Source organism: Paraburkholderia sp. A1RI_3L (genome assembly GCF_048957895.1).
Classification (GTDB): Bacteria; Pseudomonadota; Gammaproteobacteria; order Burkholderiales; family Burkholderiaceae; genus Paraburkholderia; species Paraburkholderia kururiensis.
Genome location: NZ_JARCHA010000005.1, coordinates 269797 through 287352 on the forward strand (window position 1 = coordinate 269797; position 17556 = coordinate 287352).

Consider the following 17556-nt stretch of genomic DNA (forward strand, 5'->3'; position numbering starts at 1 on the left):
CGCACGCTCACATCTCGATGACGATCTTCCCCGTTACGCGCCGCGACGCCATGTCGGCCAGTGCGCGCGGCGTATCGGCGAGGGCATGGCGCGCCGAAATATGCGGTCGCAGCTTGCCGGCCTTCATCCAGTCGAACATCTGCGCGAACGCCGCGGCATTGCGTTGCGGCTCACGCTTGGCGAACTCGCCCCACGCGACACCGACCACGCTCGCGCCTTTGAGCAGCGCTAGATTGAGCGGCAGCTTCGGAATCTCGCCGTTCGCGAAGCCGACCACGAGATGCCGACCACGCCACGCAATGCTGCGAAAGGCGGGCTCCGTATAAATACCGCCCACGGGATCGTAGATCACGTCGGGTCCCTTGCCGTCGGTCAGCTCGCGAATTCGCGCGCGCAGGTCGTCGCGCGCGTAGTTCAGCGTGGCGTGGGCACCGTGTGCGGTGCAAACGGCGAGCTTCTCGTCCGTGGAGGCAGCGGCGATCACGCGCGCGCCGATCGCCTTGCCGATCTCCACCGCCGCAAGCCCGACGCCGCCCGCCGCACCCAGCACGAGCATCGTTTCGCCGGGCTGCAGCGCGCCACGGTCCACCACGGCATGATGCGAGGTGCCGTATGCGAGCGTGAAAGCTGCGGCCGTCGCGAAATCGGCGTCGTCGGGCAAGGGCATACAGGCCGAAACAGGCGCTGCCACCTGCTCGGCAAATCCGCCGTAACCCACGAATGCGACCACGCGCGTGCCGGGCGCGAGCGTCACACCGTCTCCCGCCGCGCGCACCACGCCCGCCACTTCTGCGCCGGGCGTGAACGGCAGCGGCGGCTTGACCTGATATTTGTTCTCGATGATCAGTACGTCGGGGAAGTTGACGCTCGCGGCTTTCACGTCGATCACGACGTGGCCCGGCGGCGGCACCAGATCGGGCAAATCCTCGAGCGTGAGCGTTGCAGGTGGGCCGTACTGGTTGCAGCGTATTGCGCGCATGACGTCTCCTCACAGTGCAGGCGAATGCCGGACGAGCAGTGTACGGCATGGCGAACGGACGTGCGCTTTTGCGCCTGCGTCGCCCGCTGGAAAACTGCGCACTCGCGCGGTGATGCGTAGACGGCGGCGCGGCAAGCTGTGTCGTTCGCGTGCCTTCTTTCCTCGGTTACAATCGGCCGATGCGAATACTCCTCAGCAACGACGACGGTTATCTGGCACCCGGACTCGCCGCGCTTTACGCGGCGCTCAAGCCGCTTGCCGATGTCACGGTGATGGCACCCGAGCAAAACTGCAGCGGCGCGTCGAACTCGCTCACGCTCTCGCGGCCGCTTTCGGTGCTGCGCTCGGCGAACGGCTTCTACTACGTGAACGGCACGCCCACGGATTCGGTCCACATCGCGCTCACGGGCATGCTGGATCACAAGCCCGACCTCGTCGTATCCGGCATCAACAACGGCCAGAACATGGGCGAGGACACGCTGTACTCGGGCACGGTTGCCGCCGCTACGGAAGGCATCATGTTCGGCGTGCCGGCCATTGCGTTTTCGCTGGTGGACAAGGACTGGGTGCATCTCGAAGATGCGACCCGCGTAGCGGTCGAAATCGTCGCGCACTTTCTCGAGCATCCGCTGCCGGGGCATCCGCTCCTCAACGTCAATATTCCGAACCGGCCTTACGACGAACTCGGCGACTGGCGCGTCACGCGCCTCGGCAAGCGCCATCCGTCGCAGCCCGTGATCCGCCAGACCAATCCGCGCGGCGAGCCGATCTACTGGATCGGTCCGTCGGGCAGCGCGCGCGATGCGAGCGAGGGCACCGACTTTCACGCGGTCGCAACGGGCCACGTGTCCATCACGCCGCTGCAACTCGACCTTACCCACACGCAGATGCTTCCCGTTGCGCGCGACTGGCTTCGCGCAGGCCGCAGGGCTTCATGACAGGCGAGCGCGCAAAGCGTTTTCCGCTGGGGCTCGCCGACCTCGTGCGCGAGCCGCGCAAGCGCGACGCCGGTCCGCTCGATGCGCGCGCCGCTAAGTCGACGAGCGCGGCGGCCGCAGTGAAGCCGGTGGGCGTCGCCAGATCGCCTGCCCTATCACCGAAGCCGCTTGCTGCGGCAAAGCCCGGCGTTGTAGCGAAACCCGCGGCGGCCACGTCGCCACGTGCAGCGCGGCCTGCCGCGGCGAAGTCAGCGCAGCCCATCGCGATCAAGGCGCGTGACGCCGGCACGCCGCAAGGCACGGTGTCGACGAAGCCCCAGAGCGCGGCGCGGCCGCGAGGCGCGTCTGTCGCTTCGCTTGCCGGCGCACCGAAGAAGGCGGCTGGCGCCGCGTCGTTATTGTCGAATCCGGTCCGGGCAGTCGGCGTTGGCGGCGCTCGCGCGACGCTGGCCGGCGCGCCCAATGTCGCCTTGAACGGCGCGCTCGCGCTGACCTCGGAACGGGTGCGCGAGCGTATGGTCGAACGGCTGCGGGCGAACGGCATTGCCGATTCACGCGTGCTCAATGCGATGTCGGTCGTGCCGCGCCACATGTTCGTCGACCCGGGCCTCGCGACCCAGGCCTACGAAGATGCGGCGCTGCCGATCGGCCATCACCAGACGATCTCGAAGCCTTCGGTCGTGGCCCGCATGATCGAGCTTGCTGCCGCGGGCCGGCCGCTGGCGAGCGTGCTCGAAATCGGCACGGGTTGCGGGTATCAGGCCGCGGTGCTGAGCCAGGTGGCACGCGAGGTGTATTCGATCGAACGGATCAAGCCGCTCTACGAGCGCGCGAAGACGAATCTGCGTCCGCTGCGCATTCCGAACATCCGCCTGCATTACGGCGACGGGAGGCTGGGCCTGCCGGCCGCGGCGCCGTTCGACGCCATCGTGATCGCCGCGGCTGGGCTCGACGTGCCGCAGGCACTTCTCGATCAGCTCGCCATCGGCGGGCGGCTCGTGGCGCCGGTGGCCGAGCAGGGCGCTGCGGGCGCGCAGGGCGAGAGCGCCCAGGTGCTCACGCTGGTGGAGCGCACGGGGCCTGCGCAATGGCGCGAGGTGCGGCTTGATCGCGTTTTCTTTGTCCCCTTAAAATCCGGAGTGATTTGAAAACGATGAGTATGTTGCGCGCGATGCAAAGAAACAAAATGAATGTAGATCTGACGGTTTTTCAACGTAGCGCATGCGTGCTCGCGATTTCTCTGCTGACGGCGTGCGCCACGCGGCTCGACAACGCGCCGGTGGTCGATCGCTCCAGTGCGCTCAACACGGCCGCTGCCACGGCGCAGCCCGCCGTGCCGCTCGGACCGCCCCCGCCGGGCTATTACCGGGTGAAGCCGGGCGACACGCTTTATCGCATTGCGCTCGAGAACGGTCAGAACTATCGCGACATCGCCACGTGGAACAACCTGGCGAACCCCAACCAGATCGAGGTCGATCAGCTGTTGCGCGTGGCGCCGCCGGGCGCGAACGTTGCCGGTGCAACGCCTGGCGTGGCCACGTCACCCATCGTGGGCGGCGGCGTGCAAAGCGCACCGCTTGGCGGCTCGACTGCCGCGGGGGCTGCGTCGACGAGCTCGGCAACTGCGCCCTCCACGAACGGTTCAGCCTCCACGGCAACCACGATTCCTCCGCAGCCCGCCGCGAGCGACACGAGCGCGGCAAGTGGCGGCACCATCGCGTTCTCGTGGCCGGTGCGCGGCCCGATCCTCAATACCTTCGACGATTCGAAGAACAAGGGCGTCAACATCGGCGGCTCGCAGGGCCAGGCGGTGAAGGCCGCTGCGGACGGACGCGTGGTCTATGCCGGAAATGGGCTGCGCGGATACGGCAATCTCATTATCATCAAGCATGATGCGACGTACCTCACGGCGTATGCACATAACAGCGCTTTGATGGTAAAAGAGGGGGATGCGGTCACGAAGGGGCAGAAGATCGCCGAAATGGGGAATACCGATTCGGACCGCGTCATGCTGCATTTCGAAGTTCGCCGTCAGGGTAAACCTGTCGACCCGCTGAAGTATTTGCCGCCGCAATAAGCGAGCTGACCATGCCGAAACCGAAGCGCCGCCAGCAGCAAACCGGGAGCGAGTCCGTGAACCGAGCCGCCGAGGCTTCGGTGGACGAGGGCGGCGCATCGGCGAACGAAGACGAATCGCTCGACAGCAACGACGGCGGTCGCGATTTCGACGAGCGGGAATCCGGTGGGGACGAGGCCGAAGAGCAGGAGGGCAGCCGGGAGGCGGCACCCGACGCCGACGACTTTCGCGCGCTCCTGCAGGCCGAACTCACGGCCGACACTATCCAGCATTATCTGAATCGCATCAGCGTGAAGCCGCTCCTCACCGTGGAGGAGGAGCAGCGCTACTCGCGGCTCGCGAAGGCCGGCGAGTTCGAGGCGCGGCAGGTCATGATCGAGCGCAATCTGCGGCTCGTCGTGAGCATCGCGAAGGGTTACCTGAATCGCGGCGTGCCGCTGCTCGATCTGATCGAGGAGGGCAACCTGGGCCTCATGCACGCCATCGAGAAATTCGATCCGGCACGCGGGTTCCGCTTCTCGACGTATGCCACCTGGTGGATCCGCCAGAGCATCGAGCGCGCCATCATGAACCAGGCGCGCACCGTGCGGCTGCCCGTGCACGTGATCCGCGAGCTGAACCAGGTGCTGCGCGCGAAGCGCCACCTCGAAAAGAATTCGCTCAATTCGGGCGAAGCCGCCGAGCGGCGCGACGCCAGCATCGACGACATCGCTTATCTCACCGGCAAGACCACCGAGGAAGTCACGGACATCCTCGCGCTCAACGAGCATACGGCCTCGCTCGACGCGCCGCTCGACCTCGACCCGGCAAGCAGCCTGCTTGACCTCTTGTCCGACGACCAGAGCCAGTCGCCCGATGCCGAAGTCCAGCACCGCGAACTCGAAACGCTCACGCGCGCCTGGCTTGCGCGCCTCTCGGACAAGCACCGCCACGTGATCGAGCGCCGTTTCGGCCTCAACCACATCGAACCGGCCACCCTCGAAGAACTCGCCGACGAAATGGGCCTCACGCGCGAACGCGTGCGGCAGATCCAGCAGGAGGCACTCGTGCGGCTCAAACGTTTCTTCGCCTCCAATGGCGTGCGCAAGGACGCCGTTCTGTAACTGATGACACCCATCCTCGTATTCGACATCGAGACGATTCCCGATGTCGCCGGCATTCGACGCCTCGACGATCTTCCCGCTACGCTGACCGACGCCGAAGTGGCGGAGCACGCCTTCGCGGCTCGCCGCGAAAAGACCGGCAGCGATTTCCTGCCGCACCATCTGCAGCGCGTCGCCGCGATCTCGTGCGTGTTTCGCGACAGCAGCGGATTCCGCGTGCGCTCGCTCGGCACGCTCGCGGACGGCGAGGGCGCGCTGATCCAGTCGTTCTACCGCACCATCGAAAAGTACACGCCGCAACTGGTGTCGTGGAACGGCGGCGGCTTCGACCTGCCGGTCCTCCACTATCGGGCACTCGTGCACGGCATTCGCGCGTCGCGCTACTGGGACCTCGGCGAGGACGATCGCGAGTTCAAGTGGAACAACTACATCAGCCGCTATCACTCGCGCCACACCGACCTGATGGACCTGCTCGCGATGTACCAGGCGCGCGCGAATGCGCCGCTCGACGCACTCGCGAAGCTGTGCGGTTTTCCCGGCAAGCTCGGCATGGACGGCGGCCAGGTATGGCAGGCGTTCCAGGAGGGGCGGATCGAGGAAATCCGTAATTACTGCGAGACGGACGTCGTCAATACCTACCTGCTGTATTGCCGCTTCCAGTTGATGCGCGGCGGCCTCTCCGCCGACGAATACGCGGACGAGATCGCGCTCGTGAAGAATTCGCTCGCGGAGGAACCGGCCGCGCACTGGGCCGAATACCTCGCGGCGTTCGATCAGTGATGCGCCATCGGTGAACGGTCCGCTGCGCTTTGCGCCGTCCCCTTAAGCGCACCTGCTTCAGTCCCGTCAATCCATTTCCAGCACGACCGGCTGATGGTCGGACGCGCGCGTCGCGCCGTCGATTTCGCAGCGCCTCAGCCGGTCACGCAGATCTTCCGTGACGAATACGAAGTCGCAGGCAATCGGCCCATCGCTCCACTGCGCCTTGTCGTAAACGCCGGCCGTGGGCGGCGGCGTCAAGCCCGGGTGCAGCGTGGTCCACGCGTCGATGAAGGAAGGGCTGCCCGCCAGCGGCGCGAGCATGCGCTGATACGCCTCGCTGCCGAAATCGCTGTTGAAGTCGCCGCAGATAACTGCGCTCGCGGGCCGGCTGGTGGGCGCGAACGGTCCCTCGGCATTTTCGGCGGGAGCGGGATGGGCCGCGTGGCCCGCGGCTTCCAGTTGCAGCCTCCGCAGCTCGTCGACCTGCGCCACGCGCTGCTGCATCGAATAGAACTCGAGATGCGTGACGAGCACGCGCACCGGGCCGAGATCCGGCGTGCGGATGATGGCCTCCAGCGCGACGCGCTGCATGGACGGCGCAGCCGGATCGGGAGGCCAGGGCAGCGAATGGCGGATCACGTGCTCGACCGGCAGCCGGGTGGCAATGGCGTTGCCGAATTGCCGCCGGCGCGGGTGGGCCGCGGCGGAGCCCAGGTCAGCGACAGAACCCGAACTGCCGGAGCCGGCCGGCAACGCCGGAAGATCGGCGCCGATCGCATCGAGCACCGTGAAGCCCGGGAGCAACGCAGCGAGTTCGGCGAACTGGTCGTCGCCGGGATGGCCGGGCAGCGCGCCGAAGCCGCGCGTCACCTCCTGCATGCAGAACACGTCGAAGTCCACGAGGCGCCGTGCCTCGGCCACGGTCCGCGCGAGGTCGACCTTGCCGTCGGCGTCGCGTCCCCATTGGACATTCCAGCTGATCAGTCGCATCGTCATCTCCCGGTACGGTTGGTTGCGGTGCCGCGCTGCCGACGGATCGGGACTGCGCGGGCGCACGGTCCACATCGTCTACAATCTCGCCTTTGCCGCGCTGTTGTCCGTTGGTTGTCCGTTTTTCACCGGCTGGCGTGCCACCCATTGTCTGCCAGGAATTCGCAGGTGTCCCAAGCTGCTTCCACCCGTCGCTCCAGAAAAGAAAAGACCGCCGCCGGTGGCGCCCAGGGCGCGTCGCCGCAAACCGCGTTTCAGGCGCCGACCCTCGAAATCGAGTCGCTCGACATGGAGGCGCGCGGCGTGGGCCGCACCGTGACCGACGACGGCCAGCCCGGCAAGGTGATCTTCGTCGAAGGCGCGCTGCCGGGCGAGCGCGTCACGTACTCCAGTTATCGCAAGAAGCCGAGCTTCGAGCAGGCCCAGGTGGTCGACGTGCTGCGCGAAAGCGTGACGCGCACCGTGCCGCAGTGCAAATTCTTCGGCACCTGTGGCGGCTGTTCGATGCAGCATCTCGACGTGCGGGCACAGATCGCCGTGAAGCAGCGGGTGCTTGAAGACAACCTTCAGCATCTCGCGAAGCTGCGCGCCGAAACCATGTTCCGGCCCATCCACGGCCCGTCGTGGGGCTACCGCTATCGCGCGCGGCTCACCGTGCGCAACGTGCCGAAGAAGGGCGGCGTGCTGGTGGGTTTTCACGAGCGCAAGAGCAGCTATGTCGCCGACATGACGAGCTGCGAAGTGCTGCCGCCTCACGTCTCAGCAATGCTCGTGCCGCTGCGGCACCTTGTGGAGGGGCTGTCGATCAAGGAACGCATGCCGCAGATCGAGCTCGCGGTGGGCGCCAGCGTGACGGCGCTGGTGCTGCGCATTCTCGAGCCGATCAACGCCGCCGACGAGGCGCTGCTGCGCGTGTTTGCCGACGAGTACAACGTACAGTTCTGGCTGCAGCCGAAGGGACCGGACACCGTTTTCCCGTTCTATCCGCTCGACGCGCAGCTCGACTACACGCTGCCGGAGTTCGGCATCCGCATGCCGTTCAAGCCGACCGATTTCACGCAGGTGAATCACCAGATCAACCGTGTGCTGGTGGGCCGTGCGTTGCGGCTGTTGGCGCCCGCTGCAAGCGACAGGGTGCTCGATCTCTTCTGCGGCATCGGCAACTTCACGCTGCCGCTCGCGCGACTCGCGCGCGAGGTGGTGGGTATCGAAGGCAGCGAGGCGCTGACCACGCGTGCGCTTGCCAACGCGAAAGAGAACGGTGTGGACGGGCACACGTCGTTCGCGTGCCGCAACCTGTTCGAGGTGAGCGCCGACGACATGCGCGCGCTGGGACATTTCGACAAGTTCCTCGTCGATCCGCCGCGCGAAGGGGCGCTTGCGGTGTCCAAGGCGCTCGCGGAGATCGCGCAGTCGGGCGACGGTCCGCTGCCGTCGCGCATCGTCTACGTGTCGTGCAATCCCGCCACGCTCGCGCGCGACGCGGGTCTGCTCGTGCACGAAGCCGGCTACCGGCTCAAGGGCGCGGGCGTGGTGAACATGTTCCCGCATACGTCGCACGTCGAGTCGATCGCGCTGTTCGAGCGGGACTGAAGGGGGTTAAGCGGGCGGTCGTGCTTGCGGTCCGCCGCAAGCGCAACCCGGGCTGTAAAGAAAAACGCCACGGCGCAATGCCGTGGCGTTTTTGTTTTGAGAACAGCGATGCGGTCAGATCAGAACTGCCACCAGGACTTCGCCTTGGTGGGTCGCGCGTGTCCGGTGACGTACGGGCTGTCCGGGAACGTGGAGGCCAAGACGCGCTTCGTATCGTCTGCGAGTTGCGGCTCGTTGAGCTTCTGATACGACAGCATCATGATGTGCAGCGCGTCTTCGATAGCGGGCGCGTTGCGATACTCCTTGATCGCCAGCTGCGCGCGGTTGATGGCGGCCACATAGGCGCCGCGCCGATAGTAGTAGTCGGCGGCGTGCACTTCGTGCGAGGCGAGCGCGTTCACGATGTAGCGCATGCGCTGCGCCGCATCCGGTGCGTACTTGCTGTTAGGGTAGCGGTCCACCACGGTCTTGAACGCGTCATACGACTCGCGCAGCGACTTCGGATCGCGCTCGCTCATGTCCTGGCCGGAGAAGCGGCCGAACAGACCGAGGTCGTCGTTGAAGTGGATCATGCCCTTCAGGTAGTACGCGTAGGCGATGTCGGGGTGATCCGGATGCAGCCGGATGAAGCGGTCGACGGCGTCGTCGGCGGCAGCCGTTTCGCCGTCCTTCCAGTTGCAGTACGCCACATTGATCTGCGCCTGCTGGGCGAAGTGGCCGAACGGGTCGCGACCTTCAAGCAGTTCGAAGTACTTCGCGCACTTGCCCCAGTCGCTGCCGGAGAGCGCGTCCTGGGCCTCCGTATATAATTTGTTGTTCGGCCAGGCTGCTGTCTCGTCGGTTTTTTCCGGCAGACCATGGCAGGCTGCCACGATGGCCAGCGCCGCGGCGCAAACCGCGTACTTCACGATGCCGCGAGCCGTGCGCGAGACTGCCCGGACCGTTCCTTCGGCCGCTTCCTGCGCTTCATGTTGGGCCCCGCAATGTGCCGCGAGTCGCGCCGCTTGCTGGTCAGTGACCCGTGCGGCGCGTGGGCCGGATGGAGTAGTGGTGTTCAAGGCTCGCATTTTCCAGTTCAGCTTCAGGTCCAGTCGACCCAACTCAATGACCCGTTCAGATCCTCGGGACGCCGCAGCAGCCGGCGCCAAAAACAGCAGCGATTATAGCCTGGGCGGCTCGCCCGACGACGCAGTTGCAGGCGAGCCGCTCGACGACGAACTGGAGAGCGACGAACTCGCGCTTTCCGGCCGCGGAGCGGACGTCGGCGCCGAGGTCCCACAACGCGACGCAGCCGCGCCGCGCGTGGCCGAGGTGCCGCCTCAACTGGCCGGCGAGCGACTCGACAAGGTGGTCGCCAAAGTCTTCCCGGAATTTTCGCGCAGCCGCCTGCAGGCGTGGATCGAGGCGCAGCGTGTGCGCGTGAACGGAGCGCCCGCAAAGATCCGCCAGCCGGTGCCGCTTGGCGCGACGATCGAACTCGTGCCCGACCTCTTGCCCGAGCAACTGGCGTTCACGCCGGAGCCGGTGCCGCTCGAGATCGTCTATGAGGACGACACGCTCGTCGTGATCGACAAGCCGGCCGGGCTCGTCGTGCATCCCGCTGCGGGCAACTGGAGCGGCACCGTGCTCAACGGCCTGCTGCATCGCTATGGCGAAGCGGCGGCGGGGCTGCCACGAGCGGGCATCGTGCATCGGCTCGACAGGGAAACATCGGGCCTGATGGTCGTGGCGCGCACGCTCGAGGCGCAGACCGATCTCGTGCGCCAGTTGCAGGCGCGCACAGTGAAGCGCCGTTATCTCGCGCTCGTGTGGGGCAACATGCCCGAGGAAGGCACCATCGACGCGCCCATTGGACGCGATCCGCGCGAACGCACGCGCATGGCGGTCGTGGCGGGGGCTTCGGGCAAGCCGGCGCGCACGCATTTTCGGCTGGTCGACTCGACGGTCTGGCAGGGTCAGCCCGTCAGCGCGATTCACTGCGATCTGGAGACGGGCCGCACGCACCAGATTCGCGTGCATTGCGCGCACGTCGGTCATCCGCTGCTGGGCGATCCCGTGTATGGACGCGCGCGCGGCAAGCGTTCCGTCACGCCGTTGCCTGGTGGTTTCTCTCGCCAGGCGCTGCACGCGTGGCAGCTCGGCCTCGTGCATCCGCGTACCGGCCGGCCCATGCGCTGGCGCGCCGAGGTACCGCAAGACATGCAGGAACTGATCGCAGCGCTCGGCTTCGGCGCCGAGGACGCAGCTCACGGTTTTGCGGAAGAAGACCTGTACGAAGACGATTCGTACGAACAAGACGCGGACGAAGACACGTACGCAGACGAACCCTATGACGATACCGACGAAGGCGGCTACGATCCGTCTTCCGACGAAGACAAGGACCCTCGCGCATGACCGTGCCTGATCTGACACTCGCCGACGTGCTCCAACCCGGCTGGACCGTCTCGCCGCGCGTGCGCGCATGCGTGACGACACGCAACGGCGGTGTGAGCGAGCCGCCCTACGGCCGCTGGCGCGATGGCGCTGACGGGCCCGGCGGCCTGAACCTCGGCACACATACCGGCGACGATCTCGCGCACGTCGAGGTCAACCGCGCGCGTCTCGTCGCGCTCGCTGGCGCGCGGCCCGCATGGCTCGAACAGATACACGGCAGCGAGGTGGTGCAGGCGGAAGACGCGCTCTCCGCGCTGGACACGGACGGTACGCCGCTGCGCGCCGATGCGAGCGTGACCACCAGGGCAGGCGTGGCCTGCGTGGTGATGGTTGCCGATTGCATGCCGGTGCTGATCTGCGATCCGGCGGGACGTGCCGTGGGGGCCGCGCATGCGGGCTGGCGTGGGCTTGCTGCGGGCGTGATCGAAAAGACCGCTGCACGCGTGGCCGCGCAGGCCGGTTGTGCGGTCGAGTCGCTTCAGGTTTATCTCGGCCCCGCCATTGGTCCGGCCGCGTTCGAAGTCGGCGCAGACGTGCGTGACGTCTTCATGAACAGCTTGCCCGATGTGGACGAGTCGCGACAGGCGAGAGCGTCGTCTGCCATCGCGGCCGGAACGGCGAGTGCGTTCGTCGCGCATCCGCATACGCGCGACAAATATCTGGCCAACCTGCCGGCGCTTGCGCGTTTGCGCCTGAATGCAATCGGCATTGAATCGATTGCAGGCGGCGACCACTGCACAGTCACCGATCGCGAGCACTTCTATTCTTACCGGCGCGATCGCGTGACGGGACGCATGGCGGCCATGATCTGGCTCAACGATTGAAGGGTGACATGCGGGGTGACGTGCGGCATGACCGTGCGATCAATTCGCCGCCGCGCGAGCAAATGCGGGACGTGCGGATGAATGGATACTGCGCGAGTCATTGACGTATCGCGGCTGCAATCACGTATGGCGGCTGCAATCGCACGACGAATGCACGACGAATGCACGAGGCGCGAGCGAACCGGTTACGCTCATGCCGCATGTCGAATGCAGCATCTGCGCAGAAGCCGCCGCACGCCATGTTCTGCGCGGCACCGCACATATCGGCATGTTCGCGACATCCTGTCTCAGCGCGGCAGTCGCAAGAGGCCGCCCCGCATGGCTTCGCCGTCCCTTTGCCGTCCCTTTGCCGTCCCATTACGCATCGTGCGCGTGCGCGAATTGCTGCGCAGCATAACGGATGGGGGAAAACGATAATAAAAAAAATATCGCACTGCGGCAAAATCGGGACCAAGCATTGACATGGCTTTTGGTGGGGAGCAAGAATGTTTCCCATCCACGGGACAGGGCGTCGAGGTCGCGAGCAATCGGCCCGTGCGCAGGCAACCTGCCTCTCAACCCGTCCTTCGGGGCACACCGGTCAACAGCAGGTATGGCTGCATCACGAGATTCCTCCGCTTCCTCGCGTAACAACGCTTCGGCGCACAGCACGCAGCAAACCTCGCCGGACGCTGCCGGCATGCAGCAGATGTTCGATGCCTGGCTCAATGCCTGGCGTTCGCTCGCGAATGCTGCCACTCAACAGGTGCAGGAAGGCGCCGCGGTTGCGGCGAATGCGGCACGCCATGGCGCCGCCGGTGCCCATGGTGCAAATGGTGCCGGCAAGAACGAAAGCGCAGGTGCGGCGTCCGCGTGGCCCTGGTGGCCGCTCGGCGCACCGGGCGCAACTGGGGCATTCAACGCGGGCGCTATGCCTTCGATGCCGGCCATGCCGCCGATGCCTGACTTCACCAAGGCTGCCGCATCGTTCGCGTCCTCGCCGTTCTCCGCATTGCAGGCGTTGAAACTGCCCACGGCATCCATTGCGCCCGAGCGCTTGCAGTCGCTCCAATCCGACTATTCGCGCGAGGCGATGCAACTGCTGCAACAGGCAGCCGACACCGCCCAGACCCCGCCCGAACTCAAAGACCGCCGCTTCTCGGCCGACGCATGGAAGACGACGCCGGCCTATGCATTCACGGCCGCGTGGTATCTGCTCAACGCACGCTATCTGCATGAGCTGGTCGATGCGCTTCAGACCGACGCGAAGACGCGCGAGCGCATTCGTTTCGCCGTGCAGCAATGGACCGCCGCCGCTTCGCCCAGCAACTTCCTCGCACTCAACCCCGAAGCGCAAAAGACGCTGCTCGAGAGTCACGGCGAGAGCTTGCGTCAGGGCGTGATGAATCTGCTCGCCGACCTGCAGCGCGGCAAGATTTCGCAGACCGACGAGTCGCGCTTCGTGGTCGGCAAGAATCTTGCGAATACGGAAGGCTCGGTCGTATTCGAGAACGACCTGATGCAGCTGATCCAGTACAAGCCGCGTACGTCGTCGGTGCGCGAGCGGCCGCTGCTCATCGTGCCGCCGTGTATCAACAAGTTCTACATTCTCGATCTGCAGCCCGAGAATTCGCTCGTCGCGTACGCGCTGGAGTCGGGCCACCAGGTCTATCTGGTTTCGTGGCGCAATGCGGACGCGTCGATTGCGCACAAGAGCTGGGACCACTACGTGGAAGAGGGTGTGCTCACCGCGATCGAAACGGTGCGCAGCATCAGCGGACGCGAGCAGATCAATACGCTCGGCTTCTGCGTGGGCGGCACGTTGCTCGCTGCGGCGCTCGCCGTGGCCGCTGCGCGCGGCGAACATCCGGCCGCCTCGATGACGCTGCTCACCGCGATGCTCGACTTCTCGGACACCGGCGTGCTCGACGTGTTCGTCGACGAGGCGCACGTGCAGATGCGCGAGCAGACCATCGGCGGCAAGGACGGCGCGATGCCGGGCCTGATGCGCGGCGTCGAATTCGCGAACACGTTCTCGTTCCTGCGTCCGAACGATCTCGTATGGAACTACGTGGTCGACAACTATCTCAAAGGGCGCACCCCGGCACCGTTCGACCTGCTGTACTGGAACAGCGATTCGACGAACCTGCCGGGCCCGATGTACGTGTGGTACCTGCGCAATACGTATCTCGAGAACCGGCTGCGCGAGCCGGGCGCGCTCACCGTCTGCGGCGAGCCGGTCGACCTCTCGCGCATCGACGTGCCCACTTTCATCTACGGTTCGCGCGAAGATCACATCGTGCCGTGGCGCACGGCGTACGCCTCGGTGCCGCTCCTTACGGGGCCGCTGCGATTCGTGCTCGGTGCGTCGGGCCACATTGCGGGCGTCATCAACCCGCCTTCGAAAAACAAGCGTAGTTATTGGACCGTGCGCGGCGACGGCAAGCATCTGCCGGAAGACGCCGACGCATGGTTCGAGGCGGCGGAGGAAGTGCCCGGCAGCTGGTGGCCCGAATGGGTGAGTTGGCTCGACCAGTACGCGGGACGCAAGATCAAGGCGCGCACGCAGCCCGGCTCGGCGGAGTTTCCCGAGATCGAGCCGGCGCCAGGACGCTACGTGCTGCAGCGCGACTGAAGCGCACGGCGTATCGGCCATTCGCCTGGCCGGACGGATTTTTAACTCGAAGGGCTCGCGCCGCCCGGCGCACTGATGCCCGAAGGAACCTGAAATGACTGATGTCGTGATCGTATCGGCCGCCCGCACGGCGGTGGGCAAATTCGGTGGCTCGCTCGCGAAGATCGCAGCGCCGGAACTGGGCTCGAAGGTGATCGTCGCCGCGCTCGAGCGCGCGGGCGTGAAGCCCGAGCAGGTGAGCGAAGTGATCATGGGCCAGGTGCTCGCAGCGGGCAGCGGCCAGAACCCGGCGCGCCAGTCGTCGATCAAGGCGGGCCTGCCCACGGCGGTGCCGGCCATGACCATCAACAAGGTGTGCGGCTCGGGCCTGAAGGCCGTGATGCTCGCGGCCAACGCGATCATCGCGGGCGACGCCGAGATCGTCGTGGCAGGCGGCCAGGAGAACATGAGTGCGGCGCCCCACGTGCTGCCGGGCTCGCGCGACGGCTTTCGCATGGGCGACGCGAAGCTCGTCGACACCATGATCGTGGACGGCCTGTGGGACGTCTACAACCAGTACCACATGGGTGTGACGGCCGAAAACGTCGCGAAGGAATACAACATCACGCGCGAAGAGCAGGACGCGTTTGCGGCGCTCTCGCAGAACAAGGCCGAAGCCGCGCAAAAGGCCGGCCGCTTCGACGACGAGATCGTGCCCGTCGAGATCCCGCAACGCAAGGGCGAACCGCTGCGCTTTGCCACCGACGAGTTCGTGCGCCACGGCGTGACCGCCGAATCGCTGGCAGGTCTCAAGCCCGCATTCAGCAAGGAAGGCACAGTGACGGCCGCGAACGCCTCAGGCATCAACGACGGCGCCGCGGCGGTCGTGGTGATGTCGGCGAAGAAGGCCGAAGCGCTGGGCCTCACGCCGCTCGCACGCATCAAGGCGTATGCGAATGCGGGCGTCGACCCGAAGGTGATGGGCATGGGCCCCGTGCCGGCCTCGCGCCGCTGTCTCGAACGCGCAGGCTGGTCGGTGCAGGACCTCGACCTCATGGAGATCAACGAAGCGTTCGCTGCGCAGGCGCTCGCCGTGCATAAGCAAATGGGCTGGGATACGTCGAAGGTCAACGTGAACGGCGGCGCCATCGCGATCGGTCACCCGATCGGCGCGTCGGGCTGCCGGATTCTCGTCACGTTGCTGCACGAAATGCAGAAGCGCGACGCGAAGCGCGGCCTGGCCTCGCTGTGCATCGGCGGCGGCATGGGCGTCGCGCTGGCTGTCGAGCGCGTGTAATGCCGCATTGATTCACCGGCGCTACGCCGCCGCGCACGGTGCGGCGGCGTAGCGTGCAGCAGCGTGTAGGAGCGGGTAGGCGCAGCATCCGAGGTCAGCAGGAGGAGCGGTAGAGGGGCGAGGCATGGGGCCGCCAGTCGGTGCCCCGAAAACGATAACGGAGCGTGGTTTATGTCACAACGAATTGCATATGTAACGGGCGGCATGGGCGGCATTGGCACGAGCATCTGCCAGCGCCTGCACAAGCAGGGTTTCAGGGTGATTGCCGGATGCGGTCCGAAGTCGCCGCGCCGCGTGAAATGGCTCGAAGACCAGAAGGCGCTCGGCTACGATTTCGTCGCGTCGGAAGGTAACGTTGGGGACTGGGAGTCCACGCGCGAAGCGTTCGACAAGGTGAAGGCCGAAGTGGGCGAGGTCGACGTACTCGTCAACAATGCGGGCATCACGCGTGACGTCGTGTTCCGCAAGATGACGCACGAAGACTGGACGGCGGTGATCGACACCAACCTCACGAGTCTCTTCAACGTGACCAAGCAGGTGATCGACGGCATGGTGGAGCGCGGCTGGGGACGCATCATCAACATCTCGTCGGTCAACGGGCAGAAGGGGCAGTTCGGCCAGACCAACTATTCCACCGCGAAGGCCGGCATTCACGGCTTCACGATGGCGCTTGCCCAGGAAGTGGCGACCAAGGGCGTGACCGTCAATACCGTGTCGCCGGGCTACATCGGCACCGACATGGTCAAGTCGATCCGTCCCGACGTGCTGGAGAAGATCGTCGCCACGATTCCGGTGCGCCGTCTCGGCTCGCCGGACGAGATTGCATCGATCGTCGGGTGGCTGGCGTCGGACGAGTCGGGCTTTGCGACCGGCGCGGACTTCTCGCTGAACGGCGGTCTGCACATGGGCTGATCCTGCCGGCGCCCGGTGCTGCAAGGGCGCCCACGGATCAGAAGAAGGTTGGCGGCGCGATGTTCGCGCACGGATGGCCGTGCGCCGGGCGGGCGCCGTTTCTGCGCTGTTACGCGCGAAAGGGCGATACATGACGACTACAAAGAAGAGCGCCGAACGACTGATCAAGAAGTATCCCAACCGTCGGCTGTATGACACTGAAACGAGCACGTACATCACGCTGACCGACGTCAAGCAGCTCGTGCTCGACCAGGAGGATTTCAAGGTCATCGACGCGAAGACGAATGAGGATCTGACGCGCAGCATCCTGCTGCAGATCATCCTCGAGGAGGAGAGCGGCGGGCTGCCGATGTTCTCGTCGTCCATGCTCTCGCAGATCATCCGTTTTTACGGCCATGCGATGCAGGGCATGATGGGCACGTACCTGGAGAAGAACATCCAGGCGTTCATCGACATCCAGAACAAGCTCGCCGACCAGTCGAAGAACCTGTACGAAGGCAACGCGATGAACCCGGAGGTCTGGTCCCAGTTCATGAACATGCAGGCGCCGATGATGCAGGGCATGATGACGAGCTACATCGAGCAGTCGAAGAACATGTTCGTGCAGATGCAGGAGCAGATGCAGAACCAGGCGAAGACCATGTTCAGCAGCTTCCCGTTCAAGCAGCCGGGGGGCGCCCCGGGCGCGGGCGGCAGCAGCGGTTCCGCTTCGCCTTCGGCCGGAGCGGCGCGCGGCGAGCCGAATCCGGACAAGGAACCGGAGAGCAAGTAAAGGTGAACCGCGGCGAACCGCGGCAAACGGCGGCGAACATGGCGGCTTTCGGTCTGAAGGCAGACCGAAAGCCGTGACACATAGCCGTGAGCCGCTGCGTTGCGCCGGGGCAAGCGTGGCCCGCGCAACGCAGTCGATTCCGTTGCGATCGAAGCGGCGGGCGCTGCTACACAAGGCGCGCCCAGCGCCTCTCGCACCGAACCAGCCGGGCGCCTCCCACAGCCCCGCGCGGTACAATACGCGGTTACGCGCCGGCGCCCGCCGCGCGCGAGGAACTCCGCGA

At 65.8% G+C, this 17556-nt stretch carries 15 protein-coding genes; 12 read left to right on the top strand and 3 right to left on the bottom strand.

The window, feature by feature from the left end; all coding sequences use genetic code 11:
* Positions 1–7: 7 nt before the first annotated feature.
* A complete protein-coding gene (locus PXJ20_RS16630) occupies positions 8–979 on the bottom strand; it encodes an NADPH:quinone oxidoreductase family protein (RefSeq protein ID WP_421029330.1) in 972 nt (323 codons plus the stop codon).
* A gap of 179 nt (positions 980–1158) precedes the next feature.
* On the opposite strand from PXJ20_RS16630, the gene surE reads away from it, so the two are divergent.
* Genes surE through PXJ20_RS16655 form a run of 5 tightly spaced genes read left to right on the top strand, consistent with a single transcriptional unit; the run spans position 1159 to position 5877 of the window.
* Positions 1159–1917 (top strand): 5'/3'-nucleotidase SurE, encoded by a 759-nt coding sequence (gene surE / locus PXJ20_RS16635; protein WP_017773755.1) that lies wholly within the window; start codon positions 1159–1161, stop codon positions 1915–1917.
* Entirely contained in the window at positions 1914–3065 is a 1152-nt protein-coding gene (locus PXJ20_RS16640) for a protein-L-isoaspartate(D-aspartate) O-methyltransferase (protein WP_421029329.1), read from the top strand. Before surE ends, PXJ20_RS16640 begins: the two co-directional genes overlap by 4 nt.
* Positions 3066–3070: 5 nt before the next feature.
* Positions 3071–3994, top strand: coding sequence for a peptidoglycan DD-metalloendopeptidase family protein (locus PXJ20_RS16645; protein WP_026121235.1), 924 nt, complete (start codon positions 3071–3073; stop codon positions 3992–3994).
* 11 nt (positions 3995–4005) lie between these two features.
* Entirely contained in the window at positions 4006–5097 is a 1092-nt protein-coding gene (gene rpoS, locus PXJ20_RS16650; RefSeq protein ID WP_413211897.1) for an RNA polymerase sigma factor RpoS, read from the top strand.
* Between the two features lie 3 nt (positions 5098–5100).
* A complete protein-coding gene (locus tag PXJ20_RS16655) occupies positions 5101–5877 on the top strand; it encodes a 3'-5' exonuclease (RefSeq protein WP_421029328.1) in 777 nt (258 codons plus the stop codon).
* 66 nt (positions 5878–5943) lie between these two features.
* Here PXJ20_RS16655 and PXJ20_RS16660 read toward each other — a convergent pair whose 3' ends face one another.
* Positions 5944–6849, bottom strand: coding sequence for an endonuclease/exonuclease/phosphatase family protein (locus tag PXJ20_RS16660; RefSeq protein WP_026121236.1), 906 nt, complete (start codon positions 6847–6849; stop codon positions 5944–5946).
* Positions 6850–6981: 132 nt separating this feature from the next.
* Here PXJ20_RS16660 and rlmD point away from each other — a divergent pair, with 132 nt between their 5' ends.
* The gene (rlmD, locus tag PXJ20_RS16665; protein WP_421030915.1) at positions 6982–8442 is read left to right on the top strand and encodes a 23S rRNA (uracil(1939)-C(5))-methyltransferase RlmD; all 1461 of its coding nucleotides are present in this window, start codon (positions 6982–6984) and stop codon (positions 8440–8442) included.
* 119 nt (positions 8443–8561) lie between these two features.
* On the opposite strand, the gene PXJ20_RS16670 is transcribed toward rlmD, so the two are convergent.
* Positions 8562–9350: an outer membrane protein assembly factor BamD gene (locus PXJ20_RS16670; RefSeq protein WP_421029327.1), complete on the bottom strand. Its 789-nt coding sequence runs from the start codon at positions 9348–9350 to the stop codon at positions 8562–8564.
* Between the two features lie 196 nt (positions 9351–9546).
* On the opposite strand from PXJ20_RS16670, the gene PXJ20_RS16675 reads away from it, so the two are divergent.
* From PXJ20_RS16675 to phaR, 6 genes are all read left to right on the top strand, one after another.
* A complete protein-coding gene (locus tag PXJ20_RS16675) occupies positions 9547–10836 on the top strand; it encodes an RluA family pseudouridine synthase (protein ID WP_421029326.1) in 1290 nt (429 codons plus the stop codon).
* Positions 10833–11699, top strand: coding sequence for a peptidoglycan editing factor PgeF (gene pgeF, locus PXJ20_RS16680; protein ID WP_421029325.1), 867 nt, complete (start codon positions 10833–10835; stop codon positions 11697–11699). Before PXJ20_RS16675 ends, pgeF begins: the two co-directional genes overlap by 4 nt.
* A 592-nt stretch (positions 11700–12291) precedes the next feature.
* Complete coding sequence (gene phaC / locus PXJ20_RS16685) at positions 12292–14313, top strand: class I poly(R)-hydroxyalkanoic acid synthase (protein WP_421029324.1); 2022 nt, start codon at positions 12292–12294, stop codon at positions 14311–14313.
* Positions 14314–14407: 94 nt separating this feature from the next.
* Positions 14408–15589: an acetyl-CoA C-acetyltransferase gene (locus tag PXJ20_RS16690; RefSeq protein WP_199539980.1), complete on the top strand. Its 1182-nt coding sequence runs from the start codon at positions 14408–14410 to the stop codon at positions 15587–15589.
* Positions 15590–15760: 171 nt separating this feature from the next.
* Entirely contained in the window at positions 15761–16501 is a 741-nt protein-coding gene (locus tag PXJ20_RS16695; RefSeq protein WP_026121238.1) for a 3-ketoacyl-ACP reductase, read from the top strand.
* A gap of 130 nt (positions 16502–16631) precedes the next feature.
* Complete coding sequence (gene phaR / locus PXJ20_RS16700; protein WP_277596237.1) at positions 16632–17273, top strand: polyhydroxyalkanoate synthesis repressor PhaR; 642 nt, start codon at positions 16632–16634, stop codon at positions 17271–17273.
* The last annotated feature ends 283 nt before the right edge of the window (positions 17274–17556 follow it).